We start from the raw sequence: 18,398 nt of genomic DNA, 5'->3' as shown, positions 1-18,398 counted from the left end.
GGCCAGAGAGCGGACCTGACCGGCGCACGAGACGCCGGTCAGGGTTGAATCTACAGGCTGCCCGCCGTGCGGCTGGATTTCCCTGCTGAGGTCATCGCTCTGCTGCTCTTCCTGCCGTCAATGCTCTCCAGACGCATCTGGAACGGCGGGAACGGCATGTCGATACCGTGTTCGCGATAGCCTGCCAGAATCAGCTTATGGATCTCGTGGCGCAGCGGCATACGGTGGCCCATCTCGGCGGCGTAAATACGCAGCTCGAAAATCTGAATCCCCTGCTGCAGATCGACGAGGAAGGCCTCCGGCGCCGGCGTATCGATAACCAGCGAACAGCGGTGGGCGGCGTTAATCAGGATCTGCGTGACCTCTTCGGTATTCGCATCCGCCGGAGCCGGCACCGTCAGCACCACGCGGGTGACGGAGTCAGACAGCGACCAGTTGATAAACTGCTCGGTGATGAACGCCTTATTCGGCACGATAATCTCTTTCCGGTCCCAGTCGCTGATGGTCGTGGCGCGGGTGTTGATGCGGGTGATGCTGCCGGTCAGATCGCGGATGGTCACCGTATCGCCAATACGTATCGGCTTTTCAAAGAGAATAATCAGGCCCGAGATAAAGTTGGCAAAGATCTCCTGCAGGCCAAAACCGAGGCCGACGCCGAGAGCCGCGACCAGCCACTGCAGCTTCGCCCACTCAATGCCAATCATCGAGAAGCCCATCAGGCCGCCAATCAGCATCAGCAGGTATTTGGTAATGGTGGTGATCGCGTAGCCGGTGCCCGGCGTGAGGTCCAGGTGCTGCAGAATCGCCAGCTCCAGCAGGGCAGGGAGGTTGCGCACCAGCTGGGTGGTGATAATCAGCACCAGAATCGCGATCAGCACCGCCCCAAGCGTAATTGGCTCGAGGCTTTCAACGCCCTGCACCGTTGAGGTCGCGTCCCACAGCGAGATATTCTCAAGGAAGCCAAACGCCGAATGGATTTCTGACCACAGCACGATTACCGAGACCAGGGCGACCAGCATCAGCAGCGAGCGCACCAGGCGCAGCGACCGGATGCTGATCGCATCGAGATCGATTTCACTGACTTCGATTTCCGCAGACCCTTCAGGGCTGCTGGAGTGCGCGGCTTCATCTTCGCCGCGCGCGCGTTGGGCCAGGATTTCCGCCCGGCGATGCTTGGCGCGATCGAAGGCCAGCCGGCGGCGCTGGATCAGCATCCAGCGGCGGATAATGTGATACACCACGAGCAGCAGGAACCAGATCGCCACCGACGTTTCCAGCCTGGCCAGCAGCGCCTGGGCGGTCGCCAGGTAGCCAATGGCCGCCGCCAGCATGGCAATGAGCGGCGCGCCCAGCAGCAGGTTCCACAGCATGCGGTTAACCATATTATCGCCGCTTCCCGACTTATCGAGATACAGCGGAATACCGGCATGCTTGAGGCTCAGGGTGACCAGCGCCAGCGCCCCGCAAATCAGCAGGAAGCACAGGCGGCCGAGGGAGGCCGAGAACTCACGGTCGTTGAGGTTATCGAACATGATCAGCGCAATAATCAGCGGGACGATCAGCCCGATGCTCATCAGGTAGTAGCGCATGGCCTTGGTGACCCGGCTGCGCGGCCAGCCGAAGTGGGCGATAAACAGGCCGTTCGGACGCGCAAAGGTCGCGCAAACCATCACCACCCACAGCAGCGGCACCGTGGCGGTGACGCTTTCGCCGATGGCGACCGCCAGCGGGAAGGGCCAGGCGGACTGCAGGCCATAACCGAGCGTCATCCACAATACCGGCAGCGGCGAGGCCACCAGAATCGACCAGAACACGGTGCGCAGGGTGAGCCAGAAATGGTCCTGGGTCACTTTACCCACGCGGGCGCTGGAACGCTCAAGGAAGCGGGTGAAGTGGCGACGCGAGCTGATGCTGAAACCGACCAGAATCAGCGCGCCAAACAGCGGCAGCAGCGTCTCCTTGCTGGTTAACATCATCGCGCTGGCTTTGCCCAGCTGGCTAACGGTATCGAGAGAGACCAGGCGGCGCAGATCGTGAGCAATTTCCAGCGGCCATGAAAAACCGATAGGGCTGACGTCCGAGGTCCAGAACAGATAGCGGTGGGTCGCTTCGTTCATCTCTTTCAGGGCGTCCTCGAGCTGACCGTTGGCCACTTTGAGCTTGGTCAGCTCCAGAATCAGCGTATCGCCGCCCTGCAGCAGCGAGTTGAGCAGCTCGCTTTGCGTGCGCAGCTGCGCTTCAAGAATGCGACTCTGCTCGCTGGTCAGCGCCTGGCCGTCGGCCTGGCGCAGCTGGCGGAGCTGCGTCTGGCTGCCGAGCAGGTCCTCAAAGCGCAGCCGCTGCACCCGCAGCTGGGCCATCTCGGTATCCAGCTGCTGGGGTTTTGGCGTCTCCGGCAGGCGGGCGACCTGGGCGCGTAGCGCTTCGCCCAGCAGGCTGGAGGCGCCCAGCCACTGCGACTGCTCGCGTAGCGTATTGAGCGCCTGGCGAACCTGGAGCGTCTGGTTGGAGGCCTGACGCTGCTGGGAAGCCACCAGGTCCATGCGCTGAGCCTGCTGGTTCAGGGCCTGCGACAGCTCGCGGTTAATCTTAAACTGAGCCACCAGCTCCGGCGGCAGGTTTTCGCTGTTCTCTGCCAGCAGCTCGGTGCTTTCCAGCGCCTTTTCGGCTTCGCGCTGGCGCTGGCTATTGAGCTGATTACGCAGGGCCTGCAGGTAGCCGTCGAGCAGTTTGCTCTGCTTTTGCGCCAGATCGGCGCGCATGCGCGATAGCTCCTGGCGATTGTTGGCGGAGAGCTGCGCCAGATCCAGCTCGTTGACCAGCGCCTTCAGGCGCGCGGATTCCGCCTGCAGGCTAAGATTTTGCGCCTGTGCCAGCGGGGTATTGCTGGTCTGCGTGCCAACGCGGCGTTCAACGTCGTTCAGCTGACGGCGGGCGTCAGTTTGCTGCTGCGGAAGCTGGTTTAGCGAATCGGCGATATCGCGGGCGCGCTCCTGCTCCTGCTGGGCCTGACGGCTGGCTTCGAGAAGCTGGCTGCTGACCTGCAGGATTTCCTGATTCAGCGCATCGGTGGAGAGCGTCGTTGATACCTGGCGCGGTTCATCGGCCAGGTTGTTGATCTGCGAGCGCAGGGTCTGGAACAGCTTGGGGAAGTTATCGATAACCTGCTGGTACTGGCGCGTGCGCTCGAGGGAAGCGCTACGCTCCTCGAGCGCGTTCAGCGCGGACTGCAGCGCTTCAACGGTACCAGGCTGGGCGGGTTTTGCCGCCTTCGCCTGTTCCAGTTCCTGAGCTATCTGTTTAGCGTCGGGGGCTGTCGCTGCATACGCCCCCAGACTGAGGCTCCAGGCCAGCAGGAAAATATATATCAGGCGCACGGCATAACCCTTTTTTTCAGCTATTAACCTTCGTCTTGCGAATCGTCACCCAGAATGCTGGCGGCGTCTTCGGTCGTGGACATGGTCTCAACGGCGGTTGCCAGCGGCTGACCAAGCTTAGTGACGGAGAGGTTCTGCAACTGCTCGAGCAGCTTGACCTTGCCCGGCGCAAACAGGTTGATTACCGTCGAACCGAGCTTGAAGCGACCCATCTCCTGGCCTTTCAGCAGGGCAATGGAGCCTTCATTGTCACCCGCCGGCCAGGTCCAGCGCTTAATCACGCCTTCACGCGGCGGGGTCACGGTACCGGACCAGACGGTTTCAATGCTGCCAACGATGGTCGCACCGACCAGAATTTGCGCCATCGGACCGAACTCAGTATCGAACAGGCAGATGACGCGCTCGTTGCGGGCGAATAGATTTGGCACGTTCTGCGCGGTCAGATGGTTAACGGAGAACAGATCGCCCGGAACGTAGATCATTTCGCGCAGAATACCGTTGCACGGCATGTGGACGCGGTGGTAGTCACGCGGCGACAGATAGGTGGTGGCGAAGTTACCGTTGCGGAACAGCTCTGCCATCTGGTAGTTGCCGGCCAGCAGCGCTTCCAGGGTGTAGTTGTGGCCTTTGGCCTGCAGAATTTTATCGTCTTCGATAGCGCCCAGCTGGCTAATGGCGCCATCGGCAGGCATAACCAGCACGTTCGGATCGGTGTTCAGCGGACGCGCTTCATCACGCAGTGGGCGCACAAAGAAATCGTTAAAGGTGCGGTAGCTGGCGGTATCGGGCTTCTGCGCCTCTTTCATATCGACCTTGTAGCACTTCACGAACAGGTCGATGACCAGCTTCGTCAGCCAACCCGCTCGTTTGCTCGCACCCCAGCCTGCGAGGCGGGTAAGCCACAGTTTAGGCAGAATGTATTGCAGAGAAAGTTTCAGATCGTTTAACAAGGTAGCCTCCAGGCCATTATTTATCGTTCCTGACCCCCGCAACGCGTCGGGGACCTGAAAAAGGGGTCGATTCTATACGTAAACTCATCCGGGTTGCATCGCGGCGGCCGGTCTGCGAATCCCCGGCAGCATTGCCGGGGAGACGGGCGTCGCCAGCGCAGAGGCAGGCTGAAGGATGAAGCGTATAGCGATGCTCAGCTTAAATGTCAGTCATCGGATGATGAAAAGCTTTTACGCGTTTTTACCTGCACTTCGTTCATGCTTTCCAAAATACGGTGGTAGTTTTCAAAACGGCGCGCGTTGATGCTGCCGTTTTCAACCGCTTCGCGAATCGCGCAGCCCGGATCGGTATCATGCTTGCAGTCGCGGTATTTGCAACGGCCTAAATAATCGTGAAATTCGACAAAACCGTTGGTGATTTGTTCCGCATCAAGGTGCCAGAGGCCAAATTCGCGCACGCCGGGGGAGTCGATCACGTCGCCGCCGTGCGGGAAATGGTAGAGGCGCGCGGCGGTAGTGGTGTGCTGGCCGAGGCCCGAGTTGTCAGAGACGTCGTTGGTCAGGATCAGATCGTCACCGAGGCCCAGCAGCGCGTTCAGCAGGCTGGATTTACCCACCCCTGACTGCCCGGCAAAGATGCTGATGCGGCCGGTGAGGGCCTCTTCAAGCGGCTTCAGCCCGTCCTGGGTCCGGCTCGACACCATCAGCACGGGATAGCCAATTTTACGGTAGATATCCATCTGCTCGTTGACGAACGCTAAGGCGTCCTCGTCCAGCAGGTCAATCTTGTTGAGCACAATCAGTGGCTCGACGTCCAGCGCTTCGCTCGCCACCAGATAGCGGTCAATAATGTTTAACGACAGCTCCGGTAAAATCGCGGAAACGATGACTATTTGATCGATGTTGGCGGCGATGGGCTTCACGCCATCATAGAAATCCGGACGCGTCAGGACCGAGGTCCGCTCGTGCACGGCCTCAACGATACCTTTTACTCTAACGCCGTCAGCGGCATCTTTGCCCGGGCGCCAGACCACGCGGTCGCCGGTGACCAGCGAACGGATCGTCCGGCGAATGTTGCAGCGGTGAACGCCACCGTCAACGGATTCAACGTCGGCATGCATGCCGAAGCGGCTGATGACGACGCCTTCGGAGGTCTCGCCAAACAGATTGTCATCGTAGTCGGCCTTCTCCGAAGTCGTTTTCAGGCGGCGCTGGTGGTTGGCCTTCACGCGGCGCTGTTGGCCTTTGGAGAGTTTATTTTTACTCAATCGAACTGGCTCCTGGTCGCCCTGTAGGGGCAAAACCTCTATGATACACGCTATTTTAGATGAATATAGTTACGCAAGAAGGGTGGAAAATAGCATGAGTGCAGATGAAAACAACCTGATTTGGATCGATCTTGAAATGACGGGGCTGGATCCGGAGCGCGATCGCATTATCGAAATCGCCACCCTGGTAACCGATGCAAACCTGAACATTCTGGCGGAAGGGCCGACCATTGCGGTACACCAGTCTGACGCGCAGCTGGCGCTGATGGACGAGTGGAACGTGCGCACGCATACCGGCAGCGGGCTGGTGGAGCGCGTCAAGGCCAGCACCCTGGGCGATCGCGAGGCGGAGCTGGCGACTATCGAATTCCTCAAGCAGTGGGTACCTGCGGGTAAATCACCGATTTGCGGCAACAGCATTGGTCAGGACCGCCGCTTTCTCTTTAAGTACATGCCCGAGCTGGAAGCGTACTTTCACTATCGCTACCTTGACGTCAGCACCCTGAAAGAGCTGGCGCGCCGCTGGAAGCCGGAAATCCTCGATGGCTTTAAAAAGCAGGGCACCCATCAGGCGATGGATGACATTCGCGAATCGGTGGCGGAGCTGTCCTACTACCGCGAGCACTTTATCAAGCTGTAACGTTAAGCTCTAATCTTACCGCCGGGGGCACTGGCCCCCGGCGGCCGGCCCGGCTATTTAAACCACTTCAGCTCCATTTGCCCGAATTCAGGGGAGGCCTTGACGACCTCCAGCGCGGCATTCAGCGCGTTGAGCAATTCCGGGTCATCCTGGCGTACCGCGATCGCCAGCTGCTTACCATAATATTTGGCGTCGGTTGCCTGCTCGTTGATGATGGCGTAGTCAGGATTCTCCTGCAGCCACGTCTCGGCGCCGGTGCGATCGCTCATTACTCCGTTAACGCTCCCCTCTTTCAGCGCGCTGAACGCGGCTGCATCGCTCTCGTAAGCGACGACGTTCACCTGCTTTTGCTTATCGTGCAGGTAGCGCTGATGAATGCTGCCTTTAGCGACGCCAATCTTTTGACCCTTCAGGTCTGCAAAGCCGTGGGCGCTGTTCTTTGCGGTAACAACCACGCCGGAGAGCTGCTGACGATAGGGCTGAGTGAAGGCGACCCGCCTTTCGCGCATTGGGACGATCTCAATGCCGGCGATGATGGCGTCGAATTTCTTAAAGCGCAGCGCCGGGATGAGGGTATCGAAGCTTTGCGGCGTAAACGTGCACTCGGCCTGCATTTGTTTACAGAGCGCCCGGGCAAGATCGATATCAAAACCGGCCGGCTGGTTTTTCGCGTTGACGGTTTCAAAGGGCGGATTGGCCGTCGTAGTGCCAAAATGTAGCGTCGTTGCCGATGCCGTTCCCATAGCTAGCGCGATCAGCAGCAGGACGGAGAGCGTCTTTTTCATTTTAATTTCCCTGTTTGTCATTGTTGTTGACCGTCTATGGGGTGATCATACCCGCAGAGCGGGGCGATTTTGCGCCTTTAACAAGGTCGGAAAAAGTTTTTTTGCCTTACGCGCTGCTTATTTATACAATTCAGGGCGCTATCTGGCGATAAAATGTCCATTCAGACAAAAATAGAAAAAAAGTGCTCGCAAGGGGGTTGCAGCTAAATCGAATTCTCGTATAATGCGCCTCCCGTGACGAAGCAGAAATGCAAATCACGACGCCATAGAAATATGGCAAGAAGTACGCGGGAATAGCTCAGTTGGTAGAGCACGACCTTGCCAAGGTCGGGGTCGCGAGTTCGAGTCTCGTTTCCCGCTCCAAAATTTGAAAGGCACTATCCTAATCACAGGATTTCGGCTTGCGGTAAAGCTACTCAGGTAGCGGCAGGTTGAAAGACGAAGATTAAGCGGGAATAGCTCAGTTGGTAGAGCACGACCTTGCCAAGGTCGGGGTCGCGAGTTCGAGTCTCGTTTCCCGCTCCAAATTTGATAGTTACCACACCCAAGCGGGAATAGCTCAGTTGGTAGAGCACGACCTTGCCAAGGTCGGGGTCGCGAGTTCGAGTCTCGTTTCCCGCTCCAAAATTTCTTCCTCATACTCAATTTATCCACAGTGCAAATCGCACCGGGGATGCCTTCCGTTGAATACCGGAAAATACTGTAAACAGAGTTATCCACAGGTTAAATGCAAACGACGCGTTGCGGAAAAACTTCGATTTTTGAATAGTATCAATTCATCTCATTGAAATTTAACAATAAAATTTCATTTCAAAGTGTTAATACGATCACTTGACGTTCGTGTGCATGTTGAAACGCAATGTGTTTTTGTTTTTATTCACAGCCTGTGAATGAATCAGGCGTCTCGCGGAAGACCTTTTTCGACCACCCTGACCAGCCGCTGTTTCTTCGGCAGCTGCACGTCAACCGCGCCGGCGCTGCGCCTGGCAATTTGCTGATCTATTGCCCACTCGATATGTTCATCGAGAAGCGGATGCTCGCCCCGACGGCTTTCCAGCGCCTTGAGATGCGCTTCATCCCACGGCGCATTTCCCAGCGCCACGGCAATATTGCGTAGCCAGCGCAGATGACCGATGCGGCGAATTGCCGATCCTTCGGTCACCTTCAGAAAATGACTCTCACTCCAGGCAAACAGCTCCACCAGCGGCGGCGCATGCAGCGCTTTGCGCGGGCTGAAATCCTCTTCATCGGTAAGCTGGGAAAAGCGGTTCCACGGGCAAATCAGCTGGCAGTCGTCGCAGCCGTATATGCGGTTGCCGATCAGCGGGCGGAACTCGATAGGAATTGCGCCTTCCAGCTCAATGGTCAAATAGGAGATACAGCGGCGGGCGTCGACGGTATAGGGCTCGACGATGGCGCCGGTCGGGCAGATCGTCATGCAGGCGACGCAGCGCCCGCACTCTTCGGCGACCGGCCGATCGACGGGCAGGGGGATATCCACCAGCAGCTCGCCGAGGAAAAAGAACGAACCGGCATCGCGGTTAATAATCAGCGAGTGCTTACCCGTCCAGCCAAGACCCGCTTTTTCCGCCAAAGGACGCTCCAGAACAGGCGCGGAATCGACAAACGGTCTAAAATTGAGCGAAGCACACTGTTCCTGAATCATCTCACCGAGTTTTTTCAGGCGGTTACGTAGCAGCTTATGATAATCACGCCCAAGGGCATAACGGCTGACGTAGCCAAGCGCGGGATCTTTCAGGGTGCGGGCAAAAGCGGCATTCGCGGGCAGGTAGTTCATCCGTACGCTGATGACGCGTAACGTACCGGGAAGAAGCTCATGAGGGCGCGCGCGCATCATGCCGTGGCGCGCCATCCACTCCATCTCTCCGTGGTACTGTTTGTCCAGCCATGCCTGCAGTTTGGGTTCGCTGACGCTGAGATCGGTATCGGTAATACCCACCTGCTGGAACCCGAGTTCAGTGCCCCATTGCTTGATTTGTTGCGCTAACTTATTGAGATCGAGGGGCTGTAACATGATGGACCATACAATGACGAAAAACCCTGTCAGTATACCACACTTCATCTGCCCTGCAGAGACGCTCCGGCGGGCGGAAAAAGAGGCTGCCGATAGCCTCGGGCTGACCCTGTTTGAGCTCATGCGCAGGGCCGGCGAAGCGGCTTTCAAGCTGGCGCGCAGCCGCTACCCTGCCAGCCAGAACTGGCTGATTCTTTGCGGCCACGGCAACAACGGCGGCGACGGCTATGTCGTTGCGCGCCTGGCGCAGGCGGAAGGGATTGCGGTGACGCTGCTGGCGCTGGAGAGCGAGAAGCCGCTGCCGGAGGAGGCGCATGCCGCACGCGAAGAGTGGCTCAACGCCGGCGGGACGATCCACGCGGCGGATATCGCCTGGCCGGAAGCGATCTCGCTGATTATTGACGGACTGCTGGGTACCGGCCTGCGCAGCGCTCCGCGCAGGCCTGCCGCCGAGCTTATCGCGCGCGCCAATGCGCATCCGGCGCCGATAGTCGCGCTGGATATCCCCTCCGGGCTCCATGCGCAGACCGGAACCACGCCGGGAGCGGCGATCCATGCGGCGCACACGCTAACGTTTATCGCCCTCAAGCCGGGGCTACTGACCGGTAAAGCCCGCGACGTGGTGGGTCAGCTGCACTACCACTCCCTGGGCCTCGACGGCTGGCTTGCCGGACAAAGGTTCCTGCTGGCGCGCTTTGATGCCTCGCAGCTGGCGGGCTGGCTGCCGCCGCGCCGCGCGACCTCCCATAAAGGCGATCACGGCAGGCTGGCGATCGTGGGTGGCGACCGCGGCACCGCTGGCGCCATCAGGATGGCCGGAGAAGCGGCGCTGCGGGCGGGAGCGGGGCTCGTGCGGGTGTTGACTCATCCGGAAAATATTGCCCCGATTATTACCGCCAGGCCGGAGCTGATGGTGGATGCGCTCACGCCGCAGAGCCTCGATGATAGCCTGCAGTGGGCTGATGTGGTGGCGATCGGTCCGGGACTCGGTCAGAGCGAATGGGCGACGCGGGCGCTACGCCAGCTGGAGAGCTTTATGAAACCGATGGTGTGGGATGCGGATGCGTTGAACCTGCTGGCAATCAATGCCGATAAACGTCACAATCGCGTGCTGACGCCACACCCCGGCGAAGCCGCCCGCCTGCTTGACTGCAGCGTGGCAGAAATTGAAAGCGATCGCTTACATTCTGCTCAACGTCTGGTAAAACGTTATGGTGGCGTGGTCGTGCTGAAAGGCGCGGGGACGGTGGTGGCCAGTGAAGCAGGCGAGATGGGTATTATCGATGCCGGCAATGCCGGTATGGCCAGCGGCGGAATGGGCGATGTGCTCACCGGTATTATTGCCGCTCTGTTAGGGCAAAAGCTGACGCCGTATGATGCTGCCTGCGCCGGTTGCGTGGCGCACGGCGAAGCCGCAGACCGACTGGCTGCCAGAGATGGCGCCCGTGGGATGCTGGCGACCGATCTCTTTTCCACGCTCAGGCGTGTTGTTAACCCGGATGTGATTGACGTAGACCATGATTAACCGAGTGATTCCCTTACCCGACGAGCAGGCAACCCTGGACCTTGGCAACCGCATTGCACGGCTCTGTACGGGCGCCACGGTCATCTATCTGTATGGCGATTTAGGCGCAGGTAAAACGACCTTCAGCCGCGGCTTTTTACACGCACTCGGCCACCGCGGGAATGTCAAAAGCCCTACCTATACGCTGGTGGAGCCGTACACCCTCGAAAACCTGATGGTGTATCACTTTGATCTCTACCGCCTGGCGGACCCCGAAGAGCTCGAGTTTATGGGGATCCGTGACTATTTTACTGACGATGCTATCTGCCTGGTTGAATGGCCGCAGCAGGGCGCGGGCGTGCTGCCCGAGCCGGATGTCGAAATTCATCTTGAGTATCAGGCACAAGGGCGTGAGGCGCGCGTAACGGCAGTCTCCTCATTGGGTGAGTCTTTACTGGCGTGTTTAGCCTGAAGGATCGCGGGATGAAATATCGCATAACCCCCTGGCTGGCCGCTGCGCTGATGCTGTTTAGCATGCAGACCTTTGCGGCAAGTTTATCCGATATCCAGGTCTCTAACGGAGATCGGCAGGCCCGTATTACCATTAGCTTTATCGGCGATCCCGAATACTCCTTTAGCCCGCAGGGCAAACGCACGGTGGCGCTGGATATCAAGCAGACTGGCACTCTGCAGGGATTACCGCTGCTGTTTAGCGGCAGCAACCTGGTGAAAAGCATTCGCGCGGGCGCCGCGCAGGATACCCAGTCTCTGCGCCTGCTGGTGGACCTGACAGAAGACGGTAAAACCCGCGCGGTGAAGCAGCAAAACGGCTCTAATTATACCGTTGTGTTCACGATTAACGCCGACGTTCCGCCGCCTCCACCGCCTCCGGCGGTCGTGAAGCGGGTGGAGACGCCGACGATCGCCCCACGTCCGGTGCCGGTGGCGCCGGCGCGCAATCCGTTTAAGTCATCGGGTAACGAACGGCAAACGGTGATGACCGAGAGTCATCCCGTGACGCGCCCGGCTGGCCGCGCGATGGCGACGGACGATAAGGTCATTATTGCGATCGACGCCGGCCACGGCGGCCAGGATCCCGGCGCGATCGGCCCGGATGGTACCAAAGAGAAGAACGTGACGATTGCGATTGCCCGCAAGCTGCGTGCGTTGCTGAACGCCGATCCGCTGTTTAAGCCGGTGCTGACCCGCGACGGCGACTACTTTATTTCGGTAATGGGCCGTTCGGACGTCGCCCGTAAGCAAAATGCCAACTTCCTGGTGTCGATTCACGCCGATGCGGCGCCGAATCGTGACGCGACCGGCGCGTCGGTATGGGTGCTGTCTAACCGTCGCGCCAATAGCGAAATGGCGGGCTGGCTTGAGCAGCATGAGAAGCAGTCCGAGCTGCTCGGCGGCGCGGGAGACGTGCTGGCGAACAGCCAGTCGGATCCCTATCTGAGCCAGGCGGTGCTGGATTTACAGTTCGGCCATTCCCAGCGCGTCGGGTATGATGTGGCGACTAACGTATTGAGCCAGCTGCAGCGGGTCGGCGATCTCCACAAGCGCCGTCCGGAACACGCCAGCCTCGGCGTGCTGCGCTCGCCGGATATTCCGTCGATCCTCGTCGAAACCGGCTTTATCAGCAACACCGGCGAAGAGCGGCTGCTGGCCAGCGACAACTATCAGCAGCAGCTTGCCGAAGCGATTTATAACGGTCTGCGTAATTACTTTATGCAGCACCCGCTGCAATCAGCCCCGCGCGGCGAGCCCGCACAAACGGCCAGCGCCGCGTCGCCTGGCAGGACGTTGATAAATTAAGGAGTCAGTCATGCCGATTCAGGTTCTGCCGCCGCAGCTCGCCAACCAGATTGCCGCAGGTGAGGTGGTGGAACGTCCGGCGTCGGTGGTTAAGGAGCTGGTCGAAAACAGCCTTGATGCCGGCGCGACCCGAATTGATATTGATATCGAACGCGGTGGCGCGAAGCTTATCCGCATTCGGGACAACGGCTGCGGCATCAAAAAAGACGAGCTGGCGCTGGCGCTGGCTCGCCACGCCACCAGTAAAATTGCCTCCCTCGACGATCTGGAAGCCATCATCAGCCTCGGCTTTCGCGGGGAAGCGCTGGCCAGTATCAGCTCGGTGGCGCGGCTGACCCTGACCTCCCGCACGGCGGAGCAACAGGAGGCCTGGCAGGCCTACGCCGAAGGGCGCGATCAGGACGTGACCGTCAAGCCGGCGGCGCACCCGGTCGGCACCACGCTGGAAGTGCTGGATCTGTTCTATAACACCCCGGCACGCCGCAAGTTTATGCGTACCGAAAAGACGGAATTCAACCACATCGATGAAATCGTCCGGCGCATCGCGCTGGCGCGTTTTGACGTCACGATTAATCTCAGCCATAACGGCAAGGCGATGCGCCAGTATCGCGCCGTACCCGCGGGCGGACAGCGCGAGCGGCGGCTGGGAGCTATCTGCGGTACGCCGTTCCTCGAGCAGGCGCTGGCGATTGAGTGGCAGCACGGCGATCTGACCCTCAGCGGCTGGGTGGCCGATCCGCTGCACACCAATCCGGCGCTGGCGGAGATCCAGTACTGCTATGTCAACGGCCGGATGATGCGCGATCGGCTGATCAACCACGCTATTCGCCAGGCCTGTGAAGATAAGCTCGGGGCCGATCAGCAGCCGGCTTTTGTCCTGTACCTTGAGATTGACCCGCACCAGGTGGATGTCAACGTCCATCCGGCGAAGCACGAAGTGCGTTTTCACCAGTCCCGGCTGGTCCATGATTTTATCTATCAAGGGGTGCTCAGCGTCCTCCAGCAGCAGCTCAGCGCGCCGCTGGCGGAAGAAGATAAGGGCCAGCCGCCGCGTCTGCAGATACCGGAGAATCGGATCGCGGCCGGCGCTAACCATTTTGCACAGCCGGTTTCCGCACGAGAGCCAGCCGCCGCGCGCTACGGCCGTGAAGCGCCACGCGAGCCTTCCAGTCCGGCTGGAGGCGCCGGCGCCGGTTGGCCGCATGCGCAGCCGGGATACCAAAAGCAGCAGGGGGCCCTGTATCGTCAGCTGCTCGAGACGCCGGCCGCCGAGCGTAAAAGCAGCGCCCCGGCGCCCGCGGCGGAAGGTTTGTCCGGGCACAGCCAAAGCTTTGGCCGCGTGCTGACCATCGTTGAGGGTGATTGCGCGCTGCTGGAGCGCGACGGCAGGCTGGCGCTTCTGGCGCTGCCGGTGGCCGAACGCTGGCTGCGTCAGGCGCAGCTGACGCCCGCCGGGGAGCCGGTTTGCGGACAACCGCTGCTGATCCCGCTGCGGCTAAAGGTCTCGGGCGCGGAAAAGGACGCGCTGGCGAAAGCGCAGGCGGCGCTGGTGGCTTTGGGTATCGATCTGCAGTCCGATGCGCAGCATTTGACGGTTCGCGCGGTGCCTTTACCCTTAAGACAACAAAATTTACAAATCTTGATTCCTGAACTGATAGGCTACCTGGCGCAGCGAAAGGCATTTGACGTCGGTGACATCGCGCAGTGGATCGCGCGTAATCTGGCGAGCGAACACGCGCAGTGGAATATGGCGCAGGCGATTAGCGTGCTGGCGGATGTCGAGCGTTTATGTCCGCAGCTGGTAAAAGCTCCGCCGGGTGGTCTGTTACAACCCGTTGACCTAAATTCGGCGATGAATGCCCTGAAAGATGAGTGATGTAACTGAGGCGAGCCTGCCTAAGGCAATATTTTTAATGGGCCCAACGGCCTCCGGTAAAACGGCGCTGGCCATTGCTTTGCGTAAAATTTTACCGGTAGAGTTGATTAGTGTCGATTCCGCCCTTATCTATCGAGGAATGGACATTGGTACGGCCAAGCCGGATGCGGCAGAGCTGAGCGCAGCGCCGCATCGACTGTTGGATATTCTCGACCCGGCAGAGGCTTACTCCGCGGCGGATTTTCGTCGCGATGCGCTGGCAGAAATGGCGGATATCGTCGCTGCCGGGCGTATTCCGCTACTGGTTGGCGGAACAATGTTGTATTTCAAAGCGTTGCTGGAAGGACTTTCGCCGTTACCGTCGGCAGATCCCGAGGTCAGAGCTAAGATTGAGCAACAGGCAGCAGAGCAGGGGTGGCACGCACTGCACCGGCAGCTACAGGAGATCGATCCCGTCGCCGCCGCGCGTATTCATCCAAATGATCCACAAAGACTTTCCCGAGCACTGGAAGTTTTTTTCATTTCGGGTAAAACTTTAACGGAACTGACGCAAACGTCGGGAGACGCTCTGCCGTACAAGGTGCATCAGTTCGCCATCGCCCCGGCGAGCCGGGAACTGCTCCATCAGCGCATAGAACAGCGTTTTCATCAGATGTTGGCTTCAGGTTTTGAGGCAGAAGTACGGGCGCTATTTGCCCGCGGAGATTTGCATACGGATATGCCTTCCATTCGTTGTGTAGGATATCGCCAGATGTGGTCATACCTTGATGGCGAGATCCCGTATGATGAAATGGTTTATCGAGGTGTTTGCGCCACGAGACAGTTAGCCAAGCGTCAGATAACCTGGTTGCGCGGCTGGGAAGATATTCACTGGTTAGACAGTGAACAACCTGAACAGGCGCTCAACAAAGTATTACAGGTAGTTGGTGCGAGCCAGGACTGAACGTGTACAATTAAACGGTATCGTGCGTAATTTTTTTTAAGAATCGTAAGGTTCTGAGTACAAAACAAGCATACATATAAGGAAAAGAGAGAATGGCTAAGGGGCAATCTTTACAAGATCCGTTCCTGAACGCTTTGCGTCGGGAACGCGTTCCGGTTTCTATTTATTTGGTGAATGGTATTAAGCTGCAAGGGCAAATTGAGTCTTTCGATCAGTTCGTGATCCTGTTGAAGAACACGGTCAGCCAGATGGTCTACAAGCACGCAATTTCTACCGTTGTTCCGTCTCGCCCGGTGTCTCACCACAGCAATAATGCTGGCGGCGGTACAAGCAACTATCACCACGGTGGTAGCGCGCAGGGTTCTTCTGCGCCGCAGCAAGACAGCGAAGACGCCGAATAAGGTTAATGCTGTTTTTCCAAGCCGGGGAGCCAGATTTTACTCTATGAGTTTTGGGTTGCAGGAAGGCGGTATGTAGTGAATCCCCAGGCGTTTACAGCCGTAAATGGCTGGGGTAAACGAGTAAGGCCAATACTCACGCAGCCAGAAAGACCACGAGTGACTCTGTTCCCCGCTGGTATTTTAGAAGGGGTTTACGCTTGTTTGACCGTTATGATGCCGGTGAGCAGGCGGTGCTGGTACACATCTATTTTTCGCAAGACAAAGATATGGAAGACCTTCAGGAGTTTGAATCCCTGGTCTCCTCTGCCGGTGTCGAAGCAATGCAGGTGATTACCGGTAGCCGTAAAGCACCGCACCCGAAATATTTTGTTGGTGAAGGTAAGGCTGTCGAAATTGCGGAAGCCGTAAAAGCGACCGGCGCGTCGGTCGTGCTGTTCGATCATGCCCTGAGCCCAGCCCAGGAACGCAACCTGGAGCAGCTGTGCGAATGCCGGGTTATCGATCGCACAGGGCTTATTTTAGATATTTTCGCCCAGAGAGCGCGCACCCACGAAGGGAAACTGCAGGTTGAGCTGGCGCAGCTGCGCCATATGGCGACGCGCCTGGTACGCGGCTGGACCCACCTTGAAAGACAGAAGGGCGGGATTGGTTTACGTGGCCCGGGTGAAACCCAGCTCGAGACTGACCGTCGACTGCTGCGTAACCGCATTATGCAGATCCTCGGGCGGCTGGAAAAAGTATCAAAGCAGCGTGAACAGGGACGGCGGTCACGAGCCAAAGCCGATATTCCCACCGTGTCGCTGGTGGGGTACACCAACGCCGGGAAATCAACGCTGTTTAACCAGATAACCGAAGCTGAGGTTTACGCGGCGGACCAGCTGTTCGCGACTCTGGACCCGACGCTGCGTCGCATCGACGTCACTGACGTGGGTGAAACCGTGCTGGCGGACACCGTAGGCTTTATTCGTCACCTGCCGCACGATTTGGTCGCCGCGTTTAAAGCCACGCTGCAGGAGACGCGTCAGGCGACGCTGTTGCTGCACGTGATTGACGCAGCCGACGTCCGTCTGCAGGAAAACATTGATGCCGTAAATACGGTTCTCGCTGAAATCGAGGCCGATGAGATCCCGGTGCTGCTGGTGATGAACAAAATCGACATGCTTGACGATTTTGAACCGCGTATCGACCGGGATGAAGAGAATAAACCGATTCGGGTCTGGCTCTCTGCGCAGACCGGAGTTGGGGTACCGCTGCTTTTTCAGGCTTTGACGGAACGGCTTTCCGGTGAAGTGGCTCAGCACACGCTGCGCTTACCGCCGCAGGAAGGGCGACTGAGAAGTCGGTTCTATCAGCTTCAGGCGATAGAAAAAGAGTGGCTGGAGGATGACGGCAGCGTGAGTCTGCAGGTGCGCATGCCGATCGTTGACTGGCGTCGCCTCTGTAAACAAGAGCCAGCGCTGGTTGATTACGTGATTTGACCTTGCAGCTTGCCTGAAGATATTAACCCCTGTGGGGATATCAAAAACAAATATGGAGCATATACATGGCGTGGAATCAGCCCGGTAATAACGGACAGGACCGCGACCCGTGGGGGAGCAGCAATAACCAAGGCGGCAACTCCGGGGGAAATGGCAATAAAGGTGGTCGCGAGCAGGGGCCGCCCGATCTGGATGATATCTTCCGCAAGTTAAGTAAAAAACTTGGCGGTCTCGGTGGCGGCAAAGGAGGACAGGGAGGCGCTAGCGGCTCTCAGGGACCTCGCGGGCCTATGGGCGGACGCATTGTCGGCATTGTTGCCGTAGCCGCCGTTATTATCTGGGCAGCCAGCGGTTTCTATACCATCAAGGAAGCAGAACGTGGTGTGGTGACTCGCTTTGGTAAATTCAGCCATCTGGTTGAGCCGGGTCTTAACTGGAAACCAACCTTTATCGATAACGTTCAGGCAGTCAACGTTGAATCGGTACGTGAACTGGCGGCTTCTGGCGTCATGCTGACGTCTGATGAAAACGTCGTGCGTGTTGAGATGAACGTGCAGTATCGGGTAACCGATCCAGAACGCTACCTGTTTAGCGTTGCCAGCGCCGACGATAGCCTGCGTCAGGCAACCGACAGCGCCCTGCGCGGCGTTATCGGCAAGTACACCATGGACCGTATTCTGACCGAAGGGCGTACCGTGATTCGTAGCGATACCCAGCGCGAGCTGGAAGAGACGATTCGCCCGTACGACATGGGTATTACCCTGCTGGACGTCAACTTCCAGACGGCACGTCCGCCGGAAGAGGTGAAGGCCGCGTTTGATGATGCGATTGCCGCGCGTGAGAACGAGCAGCAGTACATCCGCGAAGCCGAAGCTTACACCAACGAAGTGCAGCCGCGAGCTAACGGTGCCGCGCAGCGTATCCTCGAAGAGGCGCGTGCGTACAAGACTCAGACCGTTCTTGAAGCTCAGGGTGAGGTCGCGCGCTTTGCGAAGATCCTGCCTGAGTACAAAGCCGCGCCGGAGATTACCCGTGAGCGTCTGTATATCGAAAGCATGGAAAAAGTGCTGAGCCATACCCGTAAAGTGCTGGTTAACGATAAGGGCGGCAATCTGATGGTTCTGCCTCTGGACCAGATGCTGAAAGGCGCCGGTACGCCGGCAGCAAAGGGCAATAGCAGCGGTGCGAGCGATCTGCTGCGCCTGCCGCCTGCTTCCGGCTCAAGCAGCGCCAGCAACACCTCGAGCACTACGGACAGCAACATTATGGACCAACGTCGCGCCAACGCGCAGCGTAACGACTACCAGCGTCAGGGGGAATAAC

The 18,398-nt window shown here is 58.6% G+C and carries 14 protein-coding genes and 3 tRNA genes; 12 read left to right on the top strand and 5 right to left on the bottom strand.

What is annotated here, in order from left to right:
* Nucleotides 1–50 precede the first annotated feature (50 nt).
* From mscM to rsgA, 3 genes are all read right to left on the bottom strand, one after another.
* Nucleotides 51–3,377, bottom strand: coding sequence for a miniconductance mechanosensitive channel MscM (mscM, locus tag GVK32_RS09345; protein WP_159867621.1), 3,327 nt, complete (start codon nucleotides 3,375–3,377; stop codon nucleotides 51–53).
* A gap of 23 nt (nucleotides 3,378–3,400) precedes the next feature.
* Nucleotides 3,401–4,327, bottom strand: coding sequence for an archaetidylserine decarboxylase (asd, locus tag GVK32_RS09340; protein WP_159867619.1), 927 nt, complete (start codon nucleotides 4,325–4,327; stop codon nucleotides 3,401–3,403).
* Nucleotides 4,328–4,533: 206 nt separating this feature from the next.
* Complete coding sequence (rsgA, locus tag GVK32_RS09335; RefSeq protein ID WP_123709907.1) at nucleotides 4,534–5,595, bottom strand: small ribosomal subunit biogenesis GTPase RsgA; 1,062 nt, start codon at nucleotides 5,593–5,595, stop codon at nucleotides 4,534–4,536.
* A 94-nt stretch (nucleotides 5,596–5,689) separates the two neighbouring features.
* Between rsgA and orn the strand changes: the two genes are divergently transcribed.
* Entirely contained in the window at nucleotides 5,690–6,235 is a 546-nt protein-coding gene (orn, locus tag GVK32_RS09330) for an oligoribonuclease (RefSeq protein ID WP_123709906.1), read from the top strand.
* 53 nt (nucleotides 6,236–6,288) lie between these two features.
* Here the strand turns inward: orn and GVK32_RS09325 are convergent, their stop codons facing one another.
* A complete protein-coding gene (locus GVK32_RS09325; protein WP_159867617.1) occupies nucleotides 6,289–7,020 on the bottom strand; it encodes a transporter substrate-binding domain-containing protein in 732 nt (243 codons plus the stop codon).
* 287 nt (nucleotides 7,021–7,307) lie between these two features.
* Here GVK32_RS09325 and GVK32_RS09320 point away from each other — a divergent pair.
* From GVK32_RS09320 to GVK32_RS09310, 3 genes are all read left to right on the top strand, one after another.
* Nucleotides 7,308–7,383, top strand: a tRNA-Gly gene (locus GVK32_RS09320).
* An 86-nt stretch (nucleotides 7,384–7,469) separates the two neighbouring features.
* A tRNA-Gly gene (locus tag GVK32_RS09315) sits at nucleotides 7,470–7,545 on the top strand.
* A gap of 23 nt (nucleotides 7,546–7,568) precedes the next feature.
* Nucleotides 7,569–7,644 (top strand) — tRNA-Gly (locus tag GVK32_RS09310).
* Between the two features lie 271 nt (nucleotides 7,645–7,915).
* On the opposite strand, the gene queG is transcribed toward GVK32_RS09310, so the two are convergent.
* The gene (queG, locus tag GVK32_RS09305) at nucleotides 7,916–9,055 is read right to left on the bottom strand and encodes a tRNA epoxyqueuosine(34) reductase QueG (RefSeq protein ID WP_128879258.1); all 1,140 of its coding nucleotides are present in this window, start codon (nucleotides 9,053–9,055) and stop codon (nucleotides 7,916–7,918) included.
* A gap of 13 nt (nucleotides 9,056–9,068) precedes the next feature.
* On the opposite strand from queG, the gene nnr reads away from it, so the two are divergent.
* From nnr to hflK, 8 genes are all read left to right on the top strand, one after another.
* Nucleotides 9,069–10,580 (top strand): bifunctional ADP-dependent NAD(P)H-hydrate dehydratase/NAD(P)H-hydrate epimerase, encoded by a 1,512-nt coding sequence (nnr, locus tag GVK32_RS09300; RefSeq protein WP_200842855.1) that lies wholly within the window; start codon nucleotides 9,069–9,071, stop codon nucleotides 10,578–10,580.
* On the top strand, nucleotides 10,573–11,031 hold the full coding sequence (gene tsaE / locus GVK32_RS09295; RefSeq protein ID WP_159867610.1) for a tRNA (adenosine(37)-N6)-threonylcarbamoyltransferase complex ATPase subunit type 1 TsaE: 459 nt from the start codon (nucleotides 10,573–10,575) through the stop codon (nucleotides 11,029–11,031). The genes nnr and tsaE overlap by 8 nt, the downstream gene beginning before the upstream one ends.
* A gap of 11 nt (nucleotides 11,032–11,042) precedes the next feature.
* A complete protein-coding gene (gene amiB / locus GVK32_RS09290) occupies nucleotides 11,043–12,377 on the top strand; it encodes an N-acetylmuramoyl-L-alanine amidase AmiB (RefSeq protein WP_159867607.1) in 1,335 nt (444 codons plus the stop codon).
* 10 nt (nucleotides 12,378–12,387) lie between these two features.
* The gene (gene mutL / locus GVK32_RS09285; protein ID WP_159867604.1) at nucleotides 12,388–14,253 is read left to right on the top strand and encodes a DNA mismatch repair endonuclease MutL; all 1,866 of its coding nucleotides are present in this window, start codon (nucleotides 12,388–12,390) and stop codon (nucleotides 14,251–14,253) included.
* A complete protein-coding gene (miaA, locus tag GVK32_RS09280) occupies nucleotides 14,246–15,196 on the top strand; it encodes a tRNA (adenosine(37)-N6)-dimethylallyltransferase MiaA (protein ID WP_045853364.1) in 951 nt (316 codons plus the stop codon). Before mutL ends, miaA begins: the two co-directional genes overlap by 8 nt.
* A 92-nt stretch (nucleotides 15,197–15,288) precedes the next feature.
* Nucleotides 15,289–15,597: an RNA chaperone Hfq gene (gene hfq / locus GVK32_RS09275; protein ID WP_041143712.1), complete on the top strand. Its 309-nt coding sequence runs from the start codon at nucleotides 15,289–15,291 to the stop codon at nucleotides 15,595–15,597.
* Between the two features lie 197 nt (nucleotides 15,598–15,794).
* On the top strand, nucleotides 15,795–17,075 hold the full coding sequence (gene hflX / locus GVK32_RS09270; protein ID WP_041143713.1) for a ribosome rescue GTPase HflX: 1,281 nt from the start codon (nucleotides 15,795–15,797) through the stop codon (nucleotides 17,073–17,075).
* Nucleotides 17,076–17,140: 65 nt separating this feature from the next.
* Nucleotides 17,141–18,397 (top strand): FtsH protease activity modulator HflK, encoded by a 1,257-nt coding sequence (hflK, locus tag GVK32_RS09265; protein WP_159867601.1) that lies wholly within the window; start codon nucleotides 17,141–17,143, stop codon nucleotides 18,395–18,397.
* The last annotated feature ends 1 nt before the right edge of the window (nucleotide 18,398 follow it).

Origin of the sequence: Klebsiella sp. 18074, from assembly GCF_902705905.1 — a bacterium.
In the GTDB taxonomy this organism is placed as follows: domain Bacteria; phylum Pseudomonadota; class Gammaproteobacteria; order Enterobacterales; family Enterobacteriaceae; genus Klebsiella; species Klebsiella terrigena.
Note: the sequence above shows the minus strand (reverse complement) of the source record. Positions and strands in the feature narration are given on the sequence as shown.